A 21078-nucleotide genomic window follows, 5' to 3' on the forward strand; every position below is an offset into this window, starting at 1 on the left:
ATACTATCATTCCAAATCCGATATCCATGGTCGGTGTCTGTGGTGTCATTGATGGCGATTGTCCGATGAGTGGTATGGCGGAGACACTCGCCTGGACGGGCGACGAGCGCGAGTCGCACTTTGCGGATGCAAACATCCGTCTACGGGGGTTTACCCACCAGAGCCGGGACCGGGAAAATCCACACCACACAGCAAATAGAGATGCTCTCGTCTGGGTGTGGGGTAATGTCGAAGGACATGAAACAGACGGTGTCTATCGGGATCGAGATATCGAGACCGAATCCGCATCGGAGTTCTGTGCCAACTTGTACGACGAGGTGGGTATCGACTTCGTTCACGGATTGAATGGAGATTTCGTGGGTGTGGTCTACGACCGTGCCGAATCAACGGTCTCAATATTTACAGATCGCCTCGGAACGTGGCCACTCTACGTCACTGAAACCGAAAACGGAGCGGTTGTCTTTTCTTCACACATCCAATCGCTTCAAGAGTACCCCACACTCTCGTTGTCCTTCGATGAGGAATACGTCGTCCAGCACCTCTCGTGGCGAGGAGGACCGACTGGAGTAAAGACCCCGCTTCAGGGTGTGGAGACGTTCCCGCCGGGAACCATAACAACGTATGATCTCGAAGACGGAACGACCACGGAGGAGACATATTGGCGGCCGAAATTTCCTAAAGGAGGTCCGTTTGACGATTATGCTGCCTTTGTCGATGAGTTTGTTGAGCGCTTCCAGGCATCTGTGGCCGAGCGGACACGAGATCGGTCGAAACAGTACGGAATCCTTCTGAGTGGGGGGAGCGACGCGCGTCTCATCATGGCTGCGCTTGATGATGACCTCGACATCACCGCGTATCATATGGGTGACTGGATGAGCAAGGAGGCCAGGATCGCCGAGCGAATTGCGATAGCAAAAGGCGTCGAGTTCAGATTTCTTCGACGGGACCCAGAGTATTTTGAGGAGGTGCTTGATCGGGCTCCGGAGATGTGGAACTTCGCACAGATGTTTAATCAGGCCTGGGCGGCTGGGTTTATTGATGAGATCCGTTCTGAAGTCGATGTCCTGCTGACCGGCCACTTCGCTGATACGCTGTTTAAAGGTATGTTTGTCCCGACTCGGTTCCTCGATCTCGGGCCGCTGCACAAACGTGAACTCCCGTTTGAACTGCCGATATCAACTTTAGAAGAATTTGACAGTGAGCTTGGTGCCCGCACGCCCTTTTTTGCGGATACCGATGTCGATTGCTCTGCCGTTCTGGCCCGGAACACCAGTCGTGAAGACGACAGCATCACTAGCTACGGTCTCGAATTTGACTCGTTCCGGGATTTTGTTCTGGGGCGGTTACATGTGCCCGCAACGACTGATCCATTGTTCAGACAGAGTCTCCGGGAGAACGTTGAGTTGCAGATGCCCATATATGATAACCGGCTGTTGGATCTGTGGGTCAACATGCCGATCGGGTACAAACTACGGCGGAACGTCATCAATTCAGCTGTAACCGCACTTGATCCCGAATTAGCCGAGATCCCCCACGCTAGCACTGGTGTTCCAGTCAAGTATTCGCGAACGGTTCATCGGTTTGGCGATGCCCCGATGACTGCACTACGCTTGCTTTCCCCGTTTGAGTCTGTGCCTGATGAGCGGCTGAACCACAATCCGTGGGGCAATCACAGTGAGCTGATCCGCACCCAGTCATACATCCGAGAAGCGATTTATGAGAACGAAGAGTTGATACGATCGCTGTCTTTTCTTGACTGGGACCGTGTGGTCACGGTCTATCAAGATCATCTCAATGGGAGAGATAACACGAAGTTTCTCTATCGACTCGTCACATTCCTTGAGGCCCCAATCACAGAGCAGATCGCGATGTCCACCAATTCTGATAAAGACGAGCGGCAACAGGGTCTAACTCCTGAGATGCCAAATCAATGATGCTGAGACACCAGTAGCGTCTCAAAACAGTTGAACCTGAGGTATTCCAATAAAAACAGTGGTAAAAAATATTCTATTGGCCTCAGACAGACGGTAAGTAGGTTTTATTATGCAAATACAGTGAGTATAGTGAGTATCTAACAAAACCCTTTCTAGCCGACCCGAACATAGTGAAGCGACTGATCTCCCTGATAGCGGTATTCGAGGCTTTCGCCCTGAGTGTGTTCCTGATCAATATTTGGCATCTGGCACTGCTCAACGGTCAGTCAATCACGTTACGGATTGATGCATATGGAGAGATGTGGGTCGAGTATGTGCTTTGGCTCGTTTTAACGCCCATCCTAGTACTTGGTCTACACTATACTATCGAGCAGATACAGACCTCTGAATGATCACAGAATACAGGAATGTATTCCGACAACATCCAGATATAGGTGCTGTAATACGACCTGTACCTCTATTTAAATGTTTTTCTTCCTATCTAGCGGAATAACACCATTGAATATTTAGAATTGTATGGAATATGTGATTGTTTTACCAAAAATTCAATAGATGGATAGATATAAAGTGAATTTGGTGTCAACTCCACGGGTTGTACAGATATCACGTGCTCGATGGGATTGAATAACCATGAAAACGGAACGGTCCAGTGTATCTTAGCCCAATCCAGAACTAGTGAGAGTGACTCGGAATCAACTATCTTCAGGCGCTTCCAACTCGACCAGCGTCAAATCCCGATCTAGCATACAGTAGTCGTGTGGCGGCTCGCCGATGATCTCGTCGATCCGATACTCCTCATCAAACTCGGCCCCAGCAGGCTCACAGTAGGGATGGCTCGGACATTCAGTGTGTGGACACGGCCCCATCAGCGAGGCCTTGCTTCCGGCGTAGGCACCCTTCGAAGGCACGTTCGCCCGGATCGGCGCGGGCTCGACCTCGACGGCCCGCACGCCGTCCTGGTGCATCGCACAGTCCAGCGTCTGCCCGCTCTGTCTGATGTTCGTAATCCGGTAGCGGTTCCCAGTCGTCAGATTGAGACACTGGTCGCGATACGGACAGCCCTCACAGCCGCTGGCTTCGCCGCGGTAGACGAACTCCTCGCCGACTTCGGCGAGGCGCGTCCCGACGAGCGTGACAGTAGTCATACGACACTATAGAACGTCACCACGGTAAAGCGTCATGTCCGACCGGTCAGGTCGTCCAGTTTGTCCAGATACGCCTCGCGGGGCACCTGATACAGCGAGCGGTAGTCCAGTTCCCCGGCAGCAAACCGGGTCGCAAGCTTGACAGCTCCCTCAACGGCAGCGTCGCGGCGCTCGTATGAATCTGCGTCGCGCTCGACCTCGGGTTCCAGATAGAAGGTGACGTACCAGGCCTCACCGGACCGGTCAGCACCGGGGCGTCGGGTCCGTCGCCCTCGCGTGAGATAGATGGTCGGGAGACACGGTGCCGGAAACCGCTCGGAGTCGAAGACGTCCGGACGGTACGCGAGGATGAGCTTGTCGTCGGTCTCGTTCCACACCGTCCAGTCCTCGGGGAGGCCCGACAGGTCCATGTTACTAAATTCGTCCCGACCGGCAAGAATCCGCTGGTCCGGCCCGAACTCCAGCGCGTCCGGACGTCCACAACCATTCGTTCGACGGCACCGTCGAAACCCTTGTGCCACTATACCACGTGACCCGCTCTCAGTGGCCAATCAATCCAGCAACAGATTCACATCAATCCAGCGCTAAACACTGGCCGACACACCGAAGTGAACAGTTGACAACCGACACAGTATATAAATTCAATACAGAACTAATGAGAGACGGTAACACACTTGTGGCCCGCTGTCCCCGTGTTCGCCCGATGACGGCGTCGGAATTTATCGGCGGTTTACCCACAGGAGGGCAAAGTTCTTATATGAACAGCACTCGTACGGTAAATAGTATCGGAAACAGTTCCCCACTGTCTCCCGTTACCACCCCAGGTCGGAACGGTCCCCGGGCAGGTCAGCCATGAAAGGGCATACCCGAAACCCCGCAGTGGTGGGGTATTCGACGGCCGGACGCGAGCACGCTTGCGGCGGACAGTGCCGACGACGGATTGGACACACAGCAGCAGGGCCGTCCCGCGACAGTCGGCTGCAGCAACGACAAACTACTGAGATAGCATGAGCAAGAACAAAGAGACACTCGAAGCGCTGAGCAAGGAGTACCGTGACACGATACCGGCGGACCTCCGGAAGACGAACACGTTCGACTGGTATCTACAGCAGTTGTACGACGAACCGAAGATCGCCCGTAACGCCCACCAGCGCGTGGCGGACATGTTCGACTACTACGGCAAGACCTACGACGAGGAGGCCGGCGTGGTCGAGTACGAACTGGCCAGCGACGACCCCCTCAACGACGGTGAGAACACCTTCTACGGGCGGGTCATCCACGAGGCCATCCACGAGTTCGTCAACAAGGTCAAGTCCGGCGCTCGCGGGCTCGGCCCCGAGAAGCGTATCAAGCTCCTCCTGGGCCCGGTCGGCTCGGGCAAGTCCGACTTCGACCGGCAGGTCCGGCGGTACTTCGAGGACTACACGAGCCGGGAGGAGGGACGGATGTACACCTTCCGCTGGACGAACCTCTGTGACGTCATCCACGACCAGGACCCAGCCGACGACGTGGTCCGGTCGCCGATGAACCAGGACCCGCTCGTGCTCCTCCCACAGAAGCAGCGGGACAAGGTCATCGAGGACATCAACGAGGCGCTCGATGCCCCCTACACCATCCGGAACGAGCAGTCGCTGGACCCGGCCTCGGAGTTCTACATGGACCGGCTGCTGGCCGAATACGACGACGACCTCCAGTCAGTCCTGGAGAACCACGTCGAGATCATCCGCTTTGTCGCCGATGAGAACCAGCGCCGCGGGATCGAGACCTTCGAGCCCAAGGACAAGAAGAACCAGGACGAGACTGAACTCACGGGCGACGTCAACTACTCGAAGATCGCCATCTACGGCGAGAGCGACCCCCGGGCGTTCGACTACTCCGGGGCGTTCTGTAACGCCAACCGCGGCCTCTTCTCCGGCGAGGAGCTGCTGAAGCTCCAGCGGGAGTTCCTCTATGACTTCCTGCACGCCAGCCAGGAGCAGACGATCAAGCCCAAGAACAACCCCCGCATCGACATCGACCAGGTCATCGTCGGCCGGACGAACATGCCCGAGTACCGGGACAAGAAAGGCGACGAGAAGATGGAGGCGTTCAACGACCGGACAAAGCGCATCGACTTCCCCTATGTCCTCCAGTACGAGGCCGAGGCCCAGATCTACCAGAAGATGCTGCGCAACGCCGACCTGCCGGACATCCAGGTCGAGCCCCACACCCTGGAGATGGCGGGGCTGTTCGGTGTCCTCACCCGCATCGAGGAGCCGGACAACGAGTCCATCGACCTCGTCCAGAAGGCGAAAGCCTACAACGGCGAGATCGACGAGGCCGACGACGTCGACGTGAAGAAGCTCCGGGAGGAGGCCGAGAAGATGGCCGACATCGGCGAGGGGATGGACGGCGTCTCCCCGCGGTTCATCGGCGACGAGATCGCCGAGGCCATCATGGACTCGATGCACCGCAGCCGTGACTTCCTCTCCCCGCTGACGACGTTCAACCACCTCGAGGGCAACCTCGAGAACCACGGCTCCATCGACGAGGAGTCGTTCAGCAAGTACTACCGCTTCCTCGAACTCGTCCGCGAGGAGTACAAGGAGCGGGCCATCGAGGACGTGCGCCACGCGCTGGCCTACGACATGGACGAGATACAGCGCCAGGGCGAGAAGTACATGGACCACGTCATGGCCTACATCGACGACGCGACCGTCGAGGACGAGCTCACCGGCCGCGAGCAGGAGCCCGACGAGCAGTTCCTGCGCTCCGTCGAGGAGAAGCTGAACCTCCCCGAGGACCGCAAGGACGACTTCCGGCAGGAAGTGTCCAACTGGGTGTCCCGGCGCGCCCGCGAGGGTGACACGTTCAACCCACAGGACAACGACCGCCTGCGCCGTGCGCTGGAACGCAAACTCTGGGAAGACAAGAAGCACAACATCAACTTCTCCGCGCTGGTCTCCAGTTCGGAGATGGACGACGAAGAGCGCAACCAGTGGATCGACGCCCTCATCGAGCAGGGCTACTCCGAAGAGGGAGCCAAGGAAGTGCTCGAGTTCGCCGGTGCGGAGGTCGCCAAAAGCGAGATGGAAGAGTAATGACAGGCGAGGAGTACATCGACCGCGCGGACGAGTCGCTCGACGCCGCCTACGAGGCCCCGATGAGCCTCGCGGAGTACGTCGACGCCGTCCTCGAAACGCCCCAGATCGCGGCCCATGCCTCGAAGTACCTGCTGGACGCCATCGAGGACGCGGGGACGCGGATGGTCATCGAAGAGGGCGAGGAGAAGGAGCGCTACCGCTTCTTCGACGACCCCTACAACGACGGCGAGCACGCCATCCTCGGGAACACCGAGGTGCTGAACGCCTTCGTCGACGACCTCCGCTCGATCGCGGCGGGCCGCGGCAAAGACGAGAAGATAATCTGGCTCGAAGGGCCGACGGCGACCGGCAAGTCCGAGCTCAAACGCTGTCTCATCAACGGCCTGCGGGAGTACTCGAAGACACCCGAGGGACGGCGCTACACCGTCGAGTGGAACGTCGCCGGGGCCGGCGGCACCGCCACCAGCATGACCTACGGGAACGCGGCCATCGAGGACGAGGACGACTGGTACGAGAGCCCCGTCCAGGCCCACCCGCTGACGGTGTTTCCCGACGACGTTCGGGCGGACCTCCTCGGAGAGGTCAACGAGCGCCTCGACGACCACATCCCCATCCGCGTCGACGGCCAGCTCGACCCGTTCTCGCGGGAGGCCTACGACTTCCTCGAAGAGCAGTACCGGCGGCAGGGCGAGACGGACCTGTTCTCGGCGGTCACCCAGCCCGCTCACCTCCGGGTGAAGAACTTCGTCGTGGACGTGGGGCATGGCATCGGCATCCTCCACTCCGAGGACGAGGGGACGCCCAAGGAGCGGCTGGTCGGCTCGTGGATGCACGGCATGCTCCGCGAACTCGATTCACGGGGGCGGAAGAACCCCCAGGCGTTCAGCTACGACGGCGTCCTCTCGCAGGGCAACGGCCTGCTGACCGTCGTCGAGGACGCCGCCCAGCACGCCGACCTGCTCCAGAAGCTGCTGAACGTCCCCGACGAGTCCCACGTCAAACTCGACAAGGGCATCGGGATGGACGTCGACACCCAGCTTGTCATCATCTCGAACCCGGACCTGGAGGCCCAGCTCAACAAGCACGCCGACCGCGAGGGCCAGGACCCGCTGAAGGCACTGAAACGACGGCTGGACAAACACGAGTTCACGTACCTGACGAACCTCTCGCTGGAAGCCCAGCTCCTGCGCCGGGAACTGACCAACGAGACGGCGGTCTGGGACCCCGAGACCTGGGACGAACTGGAGACGTGGATACAGGAGCCGCTGACGATTTCGGTCCGTGACCGGGTGGAGACGGCGACCGACAAGGAGCTGGCCCCCCACACCGTCGAGTCCGCGGCGCTGTACGCGGTCGTCTCGCGGCTGGACAGCGCCGAGATTCCGACCGGGCTGGACCTCGTCGACAAGGCCCTGCTGTTCGACCGGGGCTACCTGATGGAGGGCGACGAGCGGGTCGACATCGAGGACTACGACCTGGAGACCACCGCCGAGGACGGCGACCACGGTATCCCGGTCACCTACGTGCGCGACATCGTCGCCGACCTGCTGCACGAGCCACAGGACCGCCATCACCCCGACCTCCCGGTCGAACACGTGCTGATGCCCCGGGACGTGCTCAACGCCGTCGCCGAGGGGCTGGCGGATGCCCCCGTGTTCTCGGCCGGCGAGGCCACGGAGTACGAGGAACGGGTCGTGACTGTCAAGAACTACATCTTCGGCCAGCAGGAACAGGACGTCCTCGACGCGATGATGCGGGACAAGCGCGTCGACGAGGCGACCGTCGAGGAGTACATCGAGCACGTCTACGCCTGGGAATCGGACGACCAGATCGAAAACGTTCGGGGCGAGCTCGTCGACCCGGACCCGCTGAAGATGAAGGTGTTCGAGATCGAGCACCTGGGCCGGTTCGACGAGAAGAACTACGACGGCAACGACCCCGACCACGCCGTCGAGCAGTTCCGCACCGACAAGATCATCACCGCCTTGAACCGCCACGCGTGGCAGCGCCGTGACGAGGAGTTCCGCGTGGGCGACGTCAACCCCAAGGAGATTCCGGTCATCAACACCGTCCTCGGCAGCTACGACTGGGACGACATCCAGCGCACCTACGAGGACTTCGAGCCCGGGCAGTGGGACAACCCGCCGTCCGGGACCGAGACGGCCCGCCTCAAGGCGACGACGATTGCCAACATGGTCGAGATGTTCGACTACACCGAGGCCTCGGCCGAGCTGACGAGCCGACACGTCATGAGCCAGGTGAGTTACAGATGGGACTGAAAGACGACCTCGAACGGTACCGCGACGTGGGCGAGGAGCGCCGCCAGGACCTCGCCGAGTTCATCCAGTACGGCGACCTCGGCCAGTCCCGTGGCGACTCCGTCCGCATCCCGATCAAGATCATCGACCTGCCGGAGTTCGAGTACGACCAGCGCGACCAGGGCGGCGTCGGTCAGGGCGAGGGTGCCGAACCGGGCGACCCGGTCGGCCAGCCACAGCCCCAGCCGGGCGACGGTGACGAGGACGGCGAACCCGGCGAGGAAGGCGGCGAACACGAGTACTACGAGATGGACCCCGAGGAGTTCGCCGAGGAGCTCGACGAACAGCTCGGGCTCGACCTCGAACCCAAGGGCAAGAAGGTCATCGAGGAGAAGGAAGGCGACTTCACGGACATCACGCGAACCGGCCCCTCCTCGACGCTCGACTTCGAGCGGCTGTTCAAGAAAGGTCTCAAGCGAAAGCTCGCGATGGACTTCGACGAGGACTACGTCCGCGAGGCGCTCAAAGTCGACGGCTGGGGGCCGGCCACCGTCTACGAGTGGACCCGCGAGCAGAACATGCCCGTCTCGAAGGCGTGGATCGACGACGCCTACGAGGAGTTGCCCGCCGGGGAGAAGGCCGTCTGGGACTCCATCGAGGAGATGGAGGACAACGTCGAGAAGGTCGAGACCTCACAGCGCATCCGGCAGGAGGGCGTCGACCAGATCCCGTTCCGCCGCGAGGACGAGCGCTACCGCTACCCCGAGATTGTCGAGGAACGAGAGAAGAACGTCGTCGTCGTGAACATCCGGGACGTCTCCGGGTCGATGCGCCAGAAAAAGCGGGAACTCGTCGAGCGAACGTTCACGCCGCTCGACTGGTATCTCACGGGCAAGTACGACAACGCCGAGTTCGTCTACATCGCCCACGACGCCGACGCCTGGGAAGTGGAGCGCGACGAGTTCTTCGGCATCCGCTCGGGCGGGGGCACCCGCATCTCCAGCGCGTACGAACTCGCAGCTGAAGTCCTCGAGGAGGAATACCCCTGGAGCGAGTGGAACCGCTACGTGTTCGCCGCGGGCGACAGCGAGAACTCCTCGAACGACACCGAGGAGAAGGTCATCCCGCTGATGGAACAGATTCCGGCGAACCTCCACGCCTACGTGGAGACCCAGCCCAGCGGGAACGCCATCAACGCCACCCACGCCGAGGAGGTCGAACGCAACTTCCGTGACGCCGACAACGTCGCCGTTGCCTACGTCTCCTCGCCGGAGGACGTGGTGGACGCTATCTACGACATACTCAGCACGGAGGACCAATGAACGACGACAGATTCGCGAAACAGCGCGTGGCCGACGACCTCGACGAACCGGTCGAAGAGGCCGGCAACCTCGCCAGAAAGCTCGGGCTGCAACCGTACCCGGTGAACTACTGGATCGTCGACTACGACGAGATGAACGAGCTCATCGCCTACGGCGGGTTCCAGCAGCGGTACCCCCACTGGCGCTGGGGGATGCAGTACGACCGCCAGCAAAAGCAGGGCCAGTTCCTCGGGGGCAAGGCCTTCGAGATCGTCAACAACGACGACCCGGCCCACGCCTTCCTCCAGGAGTCGAACACGCTGGCCGACCAGAAGGCCGTCATCACCCACGTCGAGGCCCACGCGGACTTCTTCGCCAACAACGAGTGGTTCCGCATGTTCACCGACGGCTCCTCCCGGACGACGACCGACGCCTCCGGCGAGGACCGCCGTCGCGGCCCCGACGCCGCCGGAATGTTAGCCCGCCACGGCGACACCATCCAGGAGTACATGCAGGACCCCGACATCGAGCGGGCCGAGGTAGAGCGGTTCATCGACCACGTGCTCTGCCTCGAGGACAACATCGACCAGCACGTCCCCTACAGCCCCGTCGAGACAGTGCCCGAGGAGTTCGAGGACATCGAAGGGGCCGACGTGACCGACCAGCTGGATGACCTCGACCTCTCCGAGGAGGTCAAACGGCAGGTGTTCGACGAGGAGTGGCTGGACGCCCAGCGCGACGACGACGAGAACGTCACGTTCCCCGCCGAACCCGAGAAGGACGTGCTCGGCTTCCTCCGGAAACACGGGATGCAGTACGACGAGGACGCCGAACGCGCCACGGAGATGGAGGACTGGCAGCTAGAACTGCTGGAACTGCTCCGCCGGGAGGCCTACTACTTCGCCCCACAGAAGATGACGAAGGTGATGAACGAAGGGTGGGCCTCCTACTGGGAATCCTTGATGATGACCGGCGAGCAGTTCGCCGGCGACGACGAGTTCATCCTCTACTCCGACCACATGTCGAAGGTGCTGGGCTCGGGCGGGCTGAACCCCTACAGCCTCGGCCTGGAGATCTGGGAGTACGTCGAGAACACGGAGAACCGCCGCGAGGTCATCGAGCGCCTGCTCCGCGTCGAGGGCATCGCCTGGCGGAACTTCGACGACAGCGTCGACTACGAGATGGTCCAGGACCACCTCGAACCGCCGGTGTGGCTCACCGACGTCCCGGGCCACCTCGACGACCTCGACCCGGAGGACCCCCGAGTCGACGCCGACGGGCTGGCGGCGGCCCGCGACGGCGCGTTCGACGTCGAACAGTACCCCTGGAAGGTGCTGACCTACGAGGGGCTGGCCCAGCGCCACTACTCGCTGGTCAAGCCCCAGTACCGCGGCTTCGTCTCCCGGGTCGGCCAGGAGGAACTGGAGCGGACCGCCCGCTACATGTTCGACGACTCGCGCTACGACAGCGTCACGGACGCACTCGAGGACGTGGACTACACCCGCGGCTGGGAGCGCATGCGGGAGATCCGGGAGAGCCACAACGACGTGACCTTCCTCGATGAGTTCCTCACCCAGGAGTTCGTCGACGACAACGACTACTTCACCTACGAGTACACCCACGCCTCGGGGGACTACCGGGTGACCTCGACGGACCACGAGGACGTCAAAAAGAAGCTCATGTTGCAGTTCACCAACTTCGGGAAACCCACCGTCGTCGTCGAGGACGGCAACTACCAGAACCGTAACGAACTCCTGCTTGCCCACCAGTACAACGGCGTGATGCTCGATATCGGGCAGGCCAAGGAGGTCCTCAAGCGGACCTTCGAGCTGTGGGGCCGCCCGGTGAACCTCCTGACCATCGTCAAGGAGTTCGACGACCACGACGTGGAGGTCGCAAAGCGGCGCGACCGCGAACCCGAGCCGGAGGAGGTCGGCAAGCGAATCCGCTACGACGGGGAGAGCGTGACCGTCACCGACGTGGACTGGTCCGAGGTCGAACACCTCACGGCCACCGACATCGATTACAGCACGAAGCCCGACGAGTGGCTGGCCTGAACGCCGGCCGCGCCTGATTCGCGCGAGGAACTGGTCGCGGGACTGTCCGTCGGGTTCCTCAGTACCCACCCAAATCGTATGTGAAATCGGTCCTAACCCCGGGTATGGGTGACCCGACCGTCGCCGACGTCATGACCACGCCAGTGCTGACAGTGACCGCCGACGAGCGAACCCTCGACGTCGCAGCGGCGATGGCCGACCAGTCCATAAAATCGGTCGTCATCGTCGATGCGGCCTGCCAGCCCGAGGGCATCCTCACGTCGACGGACTACGTCCGGATGACCGCCGACGGCGTCGACCCAACCGAGACCACCGTCAGGGAACACATGAGTCGGGAGATTATCACCACGTCGCCCGACACGGCGCTCTCCGCGGTCGCGAGCACGATGCGGGGCAACGACATCAGTCACGTCCCGGTCGTCGACGACGAAACGACGGTCACGGGCATCCTCTCGGCGACGGACCTCACTGGCTACCTCGCTGACGGCTGAGCGAGCCTCCGGAACCGAATGGACGAGCCCGCGAAAGCGACGGAGATGCGTGTCAGTCAGTACCAAAGATTTTTTATCATATGGGCTAACCCGCGGCCATGGAACGAAGGGCACACACGCCGCCGGGGCTTCCGGTCGTGGGGAGTCTGCCGCGGTTGGCGAGGGACCCGCTGCGGTTTCTCACCGGAATCCAGAACGCCTACGGGAACCAGTATCCGCTCGTCCGAATCGACCCGTCGGTCGGGCAGTCGGTCACAGTCGTCCTCGAGCCCGAACTCGCTCACGACGTCCTGGCCGACCGTGACCGGTTCCGCCGCCCGAACGTCGGGGTCCAGGAGCAACGACGGCAGGGGCTCGTCTCGAGTGACGGCGCGCTCTGGGAGCAACAGCGGTCGGTGCTGGACCCCGAGTTCGTCGGCGGTCGGCTCGCGGACTACGCGGAGATCGCCGGCGAGACGCTGGAGGAGACGCTGACAGCGTGGCCCGAAACGGGGACTGTGGACCTGTTCGAGGAGCTGTCGATACTGACGATGCGCGTCATCACTCGGTCGCTGTTCAGTCAGGACACCGACCGCGAACGCGGGGAGACCGTCCACGAGGCGCTGGCCACGTTCAGCGAGGAGTTCGACGCTTCCGTGCTCGATTTGCTCCTGCCCGAACGGCTGCAGTCCGGTGTTTCGAGCGAGTTCGAGGACGCCGACGCGGTACTGGACTCGGTTGCGACGGAGTTCGTGGACTGGCATCTCGACCACGAGGACCCGCCGCGGGACGTGATTACCGCGCTCATCGACGCGAAGGCGGACCCGGACATCGAGCTCTCCGAGAACGAACTCATCGACCAGACCGTGCTGTTCATGACCGGCGGCCAGGAGACGACGGCGCTGACGATCGCCTACGCGTTCTACTGGCTCTCACAGAACCCGGCGGCCAGGGAACGTGTCCGGGCGGAGGCCAGGGACGTGCTGGACGGGGGGCGTCCGGGCTGGGCCGACCTGTCCGAGCTCACCTACACGGAGCGAGTCGTCAGGGAGACGCTGCGGCTGACGCCGGCGGCCTGGAACGTGTCACGCGAACCACGCGAGCCGGTCACACTCGCCGGCACCCACCTGGACGCAGGCGAGTTCATCATGCTCCCGATATACGCCCATCACCGGGACAGGCGCGTGTGGTCTGACCCCCTGACGTTCGACCCTCAGCGGTGGGCCGGCGACGCATCACGGGGGGACGCCGCGTACTACCCCTTCGGCAGCGGGCCGCGGGTCTGTATCGGTCGTCAGATCGCGCTGACGGAGGCCCAGTTCGCCCTGGCCCACATTCTCCAGCACTACGACGTGGAGGTGACTGCAGACGAACTCGACTTGCAGCCGAGCGTGACGCTCCGCCCGTCGGGCCCGCTAGAAGCCGAGATATCGGCCCTCGACTAGCGCGCGCTCCTCGTACCGTCACCGTTACAAGCTCATATCTTCACATACCGCCGGAGAGTGTGACTCGATATGGGCACCGCTCGATTCACCGTCGAAACCGACACGCACACCGACGTAATCGACATCACCGACCGGGTCAGAGACGCGATTCCGGACGCCGCCGAGGGGACCTGTACCGTGTTCGTCCGTCACACCACCACGGCCATCACCGTCAACGAGGCCGAGCCGCGACTGCTGGGCGACCTCGGCGACGCCCTCGGGGACCTCGTCCCGGACACCGGGTGGGACCACGACGAACTGGACGGCAACGCGGACTCCCACGTCCGGGCGATGTTGGTCGGGCCGAGCGAGACGATTCCCGTCCGCGACGGGGACCTCGACATGGGGACGTGGCAGTCCGTGCTGCTTGTCGACTGTGACGGCCCGCGCGAGCGAGCCGTCGACGTGGTCGTTACTGATTGAGGCGGCGTTGCCCCGACCGCGGGTCAGGCAGTCTCGACGTGCTGGTCGCCGTATATCTCGGCGAGTTTCTCGCGGTACGCGCTGCGGATGTTGCGGCGCTTCTTCTTCATCGACGGGGTGAGCAAGTCGTTCTCTGCGGTCCACTCCCGGGAGACGAGTGCGAACGCCTTGATCCGTTCGACGCGTTCGAGCTCCTCGTTGACGGCGTCGACGGCCGTCCCGACCCACGCACGGACGCGTTCGTCCTCGACCAGTTCCTCGGGGTCGTCGGGGAGGGCGACGCCCTCGCTTTCGGCCCACCGACTGAGTGCCTCGAAGTTCGGGACGAGTATCGCGCCGACGAACTTCTGACCGTCGCCGACGACCATGACCTGGTCGACCCGGTCGCTCGTCGCGAACTGGTCTTCGATGGGCTGTGGCGCGACGTTTTTACCCGTCGAGAGGACGAGCAGTTCCTTGAGTCGGTCGTGGTAGACCAGAAAGTCGTCGTCGGTCCGCTCGACGATGTCGCCGGTGCGGAACCACTGGGTCCCGTCGATTTCGGTGAAGGCCCGCCTCGTCTCGTCGGGCGCGTTCCAGTACCCCTCGGTGACGTTCGGGCCGTCGACGAGCAGTTCGCCCACTTCACCAGTCACGTCGTCGAACTCGCTGGCGTCGACGACGGTGGTGTCGAGGTGAATGTCGACGTCCGGGACCGGCGGTCCGAGCGTTCCGGGCCGGATGTCCTCCGGCGGGTTCACGGTCAGGACCGGCGCCGTTTCCGTGAGTCCGTAGCCTTCCAGTATCGGCAGCCCCATCCCGAGGAACGTCTCACAGAGCGATTTCGAGAGGCTGCCGCCGCCGCTGACCATGAACTCGATGTTACCACCGAGCCGTTCTTTGACAGTGCTGTAGACGAGCCGGTCCGCAAGCGAGTGTTTGACGCTGAGTACCGGTCCCGGGTCGTCGGTACGGGCGTAGTCGCGGGCCACGTCCAGCGACCAGTCGAAGACCCGTTTTTTCACCGGCGAGCCGCTGGCCTCCGTTCGCATGGTGTCGAAGATGCGCTCGTACACCCGGGGGACGCTCGCGCCGGTCGTAGGTTCGACCGTCCGGAGGTCCTCGGCCAGCGTGTCCGGGCTTTCGGCGTAGCTCACCGCCGCGCCGGACGCGTACATCAGGAAATGGCCCGCGAGGCGCTCGAACACGTGGGCCAGCGGGAGAAACGCTATCGAGCGCGTGGCCGCAGAGATCGTCGGCAGGTCGGGGTGCTTGTCCGGGCGCGGTCCCATCCGCCTGCGTGTCTGGTTGACGTTCGCCCGGAAGTTGCGGTGGGTGAGCTGGACCCCCTTCGGCTGGCCCGTCGTCCCGGAGGTGTAGATGAGACTCGCCAGGTCATCGGGGTCGCGCTCGTCCAGCCAGGACTGGTACGCCGTCTCGCTGAACGTCTCCTCGCCGCGCCCGTACACCCTTTTGAGCGTGTACACGTCCTCGCGTTCCACGTCAGTGTCGTCCATGACGACGATGAACGACAGCGACAGGTCGTCCTCGACAGCCAGGACGCGGTTCAGCATCTCGTCGTTCTCCACGACGACGGCGCTCGCCTCCGGGTCCGAAAGCAGATACTGGACCTGCTTCGACGAGGAGTCCGTGTAGACGGTCGTCACGACCCCACCCGCCGACAGGAGAGCAAAGTCACTCAGCGCCCACTCCATCCGCGTGTCTGCCAGAATGCCGACCCGAGTGTCCGGGGTGACTCCGAGGTCGCGAAACCCCGCGGCCAGATATTTGACCAGATGCTGCATCCGCTCGTAGCTGAGGCCGGCGAACTCGCCGTCGGGAGCCGCGGGAATCACGTCGTCGGTCAGCGACCGGTCGTAGACGCCGCCCTTGTACAGCTGGGCCGTCGTGTCGGCGTTCCGCGCCGCGCTCGCGGCGAACATCTCGCCCAGCGTGTCGTCGCGGATAGCCTCGTCGGTGTAGGCCGTCTCGGCCTCGCGCCAGCCACCGGGATGATTGCCCGCGGTCATGTCATGCGCCGGTGTTCGCCGGGCGAACCCAAATATGTGTAGGATGTTAACACTTAGTCGGTTTGTTAGCGTTGATTCCCGCGGGAGTTCCGGAAGCCGAAGAGCCGGTGAGCCGGCAAAGCCCGTCCTTGTCCCGACCCGATTTCCTGACGCTCTACCGGCCGAAAAAGGGGCTAAGCACGGTCGCACCCCAGACGACCGGAGAATCCAATCTGTCGATAAGGAAGTCGCCGGTTACTGTATTGAAGCATAGGAGTGTGTGGTAGGTTCCAGCAGCGTCTGGGGCCGGTTGGCCGGGCACACTGTTCTACTACCCGTGGTGACAGGCAGTGTTCATCGACGGGGACTGCGAACACGGCTTCGACCACAAAGATATCGCGCCGGACCTACACCGGACTGCCGAAGAGTTCCTGCCGCGGGGACCCGCGACGCGTGCCTTCGCCGAGGGAGTTCCGGCCCATCCACTGGCTTGTCCCGCCGAGGGGGCGTCTGTGACGGCTCGCAATGACGGTCTGTGCTTCGACCGTCTTCCCTGCCAGCGCCGCTGGCGGCCCGAGGCGGTGGTTCCCGAGGAGTTCGGTGCGTGATACGTGGCCTCGAAGAAACCGGTTATCGTCGGGTTGCGCGCGTGTGTTCGATACTACTCCCGGTATAAACTCGGAATGTACAGTCGCCGATCGACACAGTTGCCGATGGGTCGTCAGTCAGTATTTCGAGACCAGCGCCAGGAGGGCAGCACCGAACGCGACGGCGGCGGCAGCGAGCAGGAGTTCCCCGTATCCGACGATGCCCGAGGCTGCGAGTCCGGCGAAGGTCACCGGACCTGCGGCCCGCCCGGAGAACGTCGTACTGTTGCGCAGGCTGAACGCGCCGGCGCGATACTCCGCCACGATGCGGTTGCTCACAGCCGCGTCAACTGTCGGAAGCAACAGCCCGATTCCCGCGCCGACAAGCATGAGCGTGCCCGCGACCGCGAGCGAGTCAGGCACGAACCACGTGGCGAGAAATCCGGTTCCGTAGCAGGTGAACCCGAGTGCGATGAGTCGGTCGTTCGATAGCGACCGGGCGAGGCGGCCACTCGCGGCCGCGACGACCGTTGACGTCGCCTCGGTAGCCAGTATCACCCCGCCGATGAGGACGGGAGAGAGCGTCGCTGCGAGGATGAACGGAATCGCGGTGAAGACTACGCCGAATGCCAGGAACTCCGTCAGAAACGTCGCTCCGAACAACCCGAGCGTTCCGGGAGTTGCTATCCCGCCGACCGCCTCCCGGAGATACGTCACACCACCCCCGCTCGGCTCGCGAGGTGGTTCATCGAGTGCAACAACAGCGAAGGCCGCGACCGGGACCGCAGCGAAGTAAGCGAGAAACGGAGCGTTCCACCCGAACCCGACTAAAACCCCGCCGACAACGGGAAACAGCGCGGCCGACGCAGAAAGGACGGCGATGTTGAAACCCAAGACTGTGTTGCGCTGTGGCCCCTCGAACGTGTCGCCGACGATAGTCACAGTCGTAATGAAGATGGCTGCGGCACCGGTTCCCTGGAGGACTCGCAGTGCCATGACAACCTCGAACGACGGTGCGAAGGCGATACCCCCGCCGAGAAGGCCAAAGGTGAGAAGCCCGGTCACGAGCATCCGCTTGCGTCCGACTCGGTCGGTCAGCACGCCGATGAACGGCGAGAGAACGATGCCAACCACGAAGTATCCGGCTACAAGCAGACTCGCCTCCGCGTCCGAGAGACCGAACGCGTCGCGGAAAATCGGCAGCGTCGGCCCGATGAGAGGGACGCCAAGCGGCGCGAGGGCCGTACTCAGAAGTACGACCTGGACGGTCCGGGAGCGCCAGGGAACAGTCGCCGGAGTGTCCGAAGTCTGACTCATACTCGGCTCTCGGTACCCGTCGGAAACTGTTCGGAGGTACAGGAGACGGTATCAAAAGTACCAGTACCTTACCGCATATCGAGGGGCCACCGTATCCCTGCTCTATCAACGTGGTACGTGGGGAGGGATGCCAGCGGGACGATATCCATCAGCCACCGATGGTTTGAGCGGTAGAGACGGCGCGGAGACTGACCGTGAGCGGTGTTCCAGCGACGATGTAGGTGTGGACCAGGTGACAGCCGTACAGGTAGACGAGACTGCGTCGGCTGGTTCCCTCAGGGAGCTATTCACCGGAACAGTATCAGTTCGCACACCCACTCAGGGCACCACGGAAAGTAGTCCACGCTTCAGAACGGTCGCTACGGAAACGGTCACAAGCAGAGTGAATGACAGAGCGAACCGGCCCAGTGTCCGCATGCGGTGGCGTTCATTCAGTTTCTCAAAACACGTCTCAGCGTGAAAATCTGACCCGCTTATGTTATCTGATAACATATCTTGAGAAGAGCAGTCCACCAAAGAGAGTGCAGAATCGAAAAACGAAGCCGACACTGATTCAAGTCGTATACACCGTCAAAATGGAGAATCTCGGACGGCAGACACAGTAGTTCGAACCGCTGCGCTGTGCTGACGGGGCGCTGTTGGGCCAATCAACACGCATCAGACCACTACAATGAGCGAACCAGCTACCACACAGGAAACCCCGGAGCTTCGCACGACGCGACAAGTATCACTGAAGATGGCAAAGAAAGTTCTCGACGCCGCCGAACAGAAATCACGCCAGATGGACCTCGCAAGCGTAATCACTGTAACTGACGCCGAGGGGAATATAATTGCCCAACGGCGGATGGACAACGCGTGGCTACCCAGCGTCAGCATCTCGCGGCAGAAGGCGTACACTGCGGCGGGGTTCGAGTTTCCCACCCACGACCTCGCCGACCTTACGACACCGGGTGAGTCCCTGTGGGGACTGCACACGACGGACGACGGTCGACTTGTCATGTTCGGGGGCGGATATCCCCTGGAAGCTGACGGTGAGGTCGTCGGCGCAATCGGCGCGAGCGGGGGCACAGTTCCACAAGACAAGGAGGTAGCGGAGGCGGGCGTTGACCGGTTCGACGCGCTCGTGCAAGGCGAAGACGGGGGGGAGCACTCCAGTACCGAACAGTGACCGACCATGAGTCGGGGGGCCAGCACGCGGCACTCTCAGAGTTTGAACCCGGACTCCAGTTGGATGAGGCCATCTGGCGGGAAGCAGAATGGGGTGAGATGCGCGTCGGGTTCGAAACCTATCTCCAAGATTTTGACGACGCACCGCTCCTGAAAGGACTCCCAAACGACCGGTGTCAGTGTCCCCACTGGGGCTATCTCCTGTCGGGGCGAATGGTCGTCCGGTACGAGGACCACGAGGACGTCGTCGAGACGGGTGATGTCTACTACATGGCACCGGACCACACGATAGCTGTCGATGCGGGCACTGTCCTCATCGAATTCAGTCCAACGGAGAAATTTCAGGAGACGGTGGCAGTAGGCGAACGGAACATAGCGGAGCTAACAGACCCCTCATAACACGCCCATGAACACGACACCAGTTGGTTCAGAGGAGACGTGCGGATCGTGATGCCACCGTCACTGTACGACGCGATAGCTGACCTGGCCCTCGAAATCGACGGCTACGACGTCGAATTCCGACAGCGAACCTGTGCCGGTGACTTCGCCCGCATCAGCGTCATACTGGGCTTGGGGCACGCCGAACCGGGACAGCGAGGGATTACGCGACCGTGTACCCGGTTCTCTATACACGGCGACGGGGCGACCGGGGCCGGTGAAGACGTGACATACGAGATCGAAGACCACCGCGCGCTGGACGACGAGCCGATCGAACTCCCACCGGCCGGCTCCTACACCGTCGACAGCTTCTCTGACGCGCTCGACGGGACTGCTCTCTTCCCCGGAATGACCCCGAGTCGAGAGGCATCACGGTCCTACAGGAGATGGGCGCTCGAGAGTGCCGCGCTGGATCTCGCGCTCAAACAGGCCAACACGAACCTGGCAACGGCGCTCGGTCGCGAGTACGACCCGGTCCGGTTTCTCGTGAGCGCCCGTCTCGGGGAGCCACCAACGCTTGCGCGGGTCGAGCGGTGGCTCGACCTCAACCCAGAGGTGGAGTTCAAGCTCGACGCGACCTCCGCATGGACGCCCGAAATCATCGATGAACTCGCCGCGACAGAGGCCGTCCGGATACTCGACCTGAAAGGCCACTACAAACACACGGACGTCGATCAGTCGGCGGACCCCTCGCTCTATCGGCGTATCATCGAAGGGTTTCCCGACGCACTCATCGAGGATCCACGGCTGACAGACGATACCCTCCCGCTGTTCGAGGGACACGAGCACCGGATTACCTGGGACGAACCAATCACGGGTATCGCGAGCATCAAGCGGTTGCCGTTCACACCCGAGTGGCTCAACGTGAAGCCGTCGCGCTTTGGCAGTATCGAGACCCTGTTCGAGACAATCGAGTACTGTCTCGACCGGGGAATCGGGATGTACGGTGGCGGGCAGACGGAGTTGAACGTAGGCCGCCAGCACCTCCACGCGCTCGCCTCGCTGTTCTACCCTGCCGCACCCAACGACATCGCACCCTGTGCGTACAACGACCCGGACCAGGCGTCTGACCTCCCCAGGAGCCCCCTCCCGCCACCACAGGCCCCGTCGGGACTCGAGTGGCACTGACAGATGGCTAGACCGCATGGCCCCGCTCGTCGTGTATCACTCGGTTCCTGATAAGACAGCCCTTGTGTGAAAATGTCACACGATTAGGTGCTGGCCACGCCTACCCCTCTGTGGAAGCAGATACACGTGTCATTACAGGACGGCACGCTACCCGGTCAAACCCTTGCCGAATTCGCGGGCACACTCGGTGGCACCCTCATCCAGCCAGACGATGCGGGCTATGACGAGGCCAGCTCCATCTGGAACGGGATGATCGACAACCATCCCGCGCTCATCGCACGGTCACCACCTTGGATAC

The 21078-nt window shown here is 62.2% G+C and carries 16 protein-coding genes; 12 read left to right on the plus strand and 4 right to left on the minus strand.

The window, feature by feature from the left end; all coding sequences use genetic code 11:
* Positions 1-74 precede the first annotated feature (74 nt).
* Positions 75-1934, plus strand: coding sequence for an asparagine synthase-related protein (locus tag KZ498_RS12125; RefSeq protein WP_312619144.1), 1860 nt, complete (start codon positions 75-77; stop codon positions 1932-1934).
* Positions 1935-2626: 692 nt separating this feature from the next.
* Here the strand turns inward: KZ498_RS12125 and KZ498_RS12130 are convergent.
* Both KZ498_RS12130 and KZ498_RS12135 read right to left on the minus strand, forming a co-directional pair.
* Positions 2627-3079: a UPF0179 family protein gene (locus tag KZ498_RS12130; protein ID WP_312619146.1), complete on the minus strand. Its 453-nt coding sequence runs from the start codon at positions 3077-3079 to the stop codon at positions 2627-2629.
* A 32-nt stretch (positions 3080-3111) separates the two neighbouring features.
* Positions 3112-3489, minus strand: coding sequence for a DUF5820 family protein (locus KZ498_RS12135; RefSeq protein WP_312619148.1), 378 nt, complete (start codon positions 3487-3489; stop codon positions 3112-3114).
* Positions 3490-4086: 597 nt separating this feature from the next.
* Here KZ498_RS12135 and KZ498_RS12140 point away from each other — a divergent pair.
* The 7 genes from KZ498_RS12140 (at position 4087) to KZ498_RS12170 (ending at position 14155) form a co-directional block, all read left to right on the plus strand.
* Positions 4087-6159 (plus strand): serine protein kinase PrkA, encoded by a 2073-nt coding sequence (locus KZ498_RS12140; RefSeq protein WP_312619150.1) that lies wholly within the window; start codon positions 4087-4089, stop codon positions 6157-6159.
* Positions 6159-8441 (plus strand): kinase anchor protein, encoded by a 2283-nt coding sequence (locus tag KZ498_RS12145; RefSeq protein ID WP_312619151.1) that lies wholly within the window; start codon positions 6159-6161, stop codon positions 8439-8441. Before KZ498_RS12140 ends, KZ498_RS12145 begins: the two co-directional genes overlap by 1 nt.
* Positions 8432-9742 (plus strand): YeaH/YhbH family protein, encoded by a 1311-nt coding sequence (locus tag KZ498_RS12150; protein WP_312619152.1) that lies wholly within the window; start codon positions 8432-8434, stop codon positions 9740-9742. The genes KZ498_RS12145 and KZ498_RS12150 overlap by 10 nt, the downstream gene beginning before the upstream one ends.
* On the plus strand, positions 9739-11778 hold the full coding sequence (locus tag KZ498_RS12155) for a SpoVR family protein (RefSeq protein ID WP_312619153.1): 2040 nt from the start codon (positions 9739-9741) through the stop codon (positions 11776-11778). The genes KZ498_RS12150 and KZ498_RS12155 overlap by 4 nt, the downstream gene beginning before the upstream one ends.
* A gap of 104 nt (positions 11779-11882) precedes the next feature.
* On the plus strand, positions 11883-12269 hold the full coding sequence (locus KZ498_RS12160) for a CBS domain-containing protein (RefSeq protein ID WP_312619154.1): 387 nt from the start codon (positions 11883-11885) through the stop codon (positions 12267-12269).
* Between the two features lie 98 nt (positions 12270-12367).
* A complete protein-coding gene (locus KZ498_RS12165) occupies positions 12368-13693 on the plus strand; it encodes a cytochrome P450 (RefSeq protein WP_312619155.1) in 1326 nt (441 codons plus the stop codon).
* A 69-nt stretch (positions 13694-13762) separates the two neighbouring features.
* Entirely contained in the window at positions 13763-14155 is a 393-nt protein-coding gene (locus tag KZ498_RS12170; RefSeq protein ID WP_312619156.1) for a secondary thiamine-phosphate synthase enzyme YjbQ, read from the plus strand.
* A 23-nt stretch (positions 14156-14178) separates the two neighbouring features.
* On the opposite strand, the gene KZ498_RS12175 is transcribed toward KZ498_RS12170, so the two are convergent.
* Positions 14179-16164, minus strand: coding sequence for a long-chain fatty acid--CoA ligase (locus tag KZ498_RS12175; protein WP_312619157.1), 1986 nt, complete (start codon positions 16162-16164; stop codon positions 14179-14181).
* Positions 16165-16493: 329 nt separating this feature from the next.
* Here KZ498_RS12175 and KZ498_RS12180 point away from each other — a divergent pair, with 329 nt between their 5' ends.
* Positions 16494-16751: a hypothetical protein gene (locus KZ498_RS12180; RefSeq protein WP_312619158.1), complete on the plus strand. Its 258-nt coding sequence runs from the start codon at positions 16494-16496 to the stop codon at positions 16749-16751.
* Between the two features lie 117 nt (positions 16752-16868).
* Here the strand turns inward: KZ498_RS12180 and KZ498_RS12185 are convergent, their stop codons facing one another.
* Positions 16869-18047, minus strand: a complete 1179-nt coding sequence (locus KZ498_RS12185; protein WP_312619159.1) for an MFS transporter — start codon at positions 18045-18047, stop codon at positions 16869-16871.
* Positions 18048-18783: 736 nt separating this feature from the next.
* Between KZ498_RS12185 and KZ498_RS12190 the strand changes: the two genes are divergently transcribed.
* The 3 genes from KZ498_RS12190 to KZ498_RS12200 are packed head-to-tail and all read left to right on the plus strand — an operon-like array spanning position 18784 to position 20780.
* The gene (locus tag KZ498_RS12190; protein ID WP_312619160.1) at positions 18784-19215 is read left to right on the plus strand and encodes a heme-binding protein; all 432 of its coding nucleotides are present in this window, start codon (positions 18784-18786) and stop codon (positions 19213-19215) included.
* Positions 19212-19613 carry a hypothetical protein gene (locus tag KZ498_RS12195; RefSeq protein WP_312619161.1) on the plus strand — a complete coding sequence of 134 codons (402 nt, stop codon included), beginning with the start codon at positions 19212-19214 and terminating at the stop codon, positions 19611-19613. The genes KZ498_RS12190 and KZ498_RS12195 overlap by 4 nt, the downstream gene beginning before the upstream one ends.
* Before the next feature lie 51 nt (positions 19614-19664).
* Positions 19665-20780 carry a hypothetical protein gene (locus KZ498_RS12200; protein WP_312619162.1) on the plus strand — a complete coding sequence of 372 codons (1116 nt, stop codon included), beginning with the start codon at positions 19665-19667 and terminating at the stop codon, positions 20778-20780.
* The last annotated feature ends 298 nt before the right edge of the window (positions 20781-21078 follow it).

The sequence above is a fragment of the Haloarcula sp. 1CSR25-25 genome, from assembly GCF_032027985.1.
Taxonomy (GTDB): domain Archaea; phylum Halobacteriota; class Halobacteria; order Halobacteriales; family Haloarculaceae; genus Haloarcula.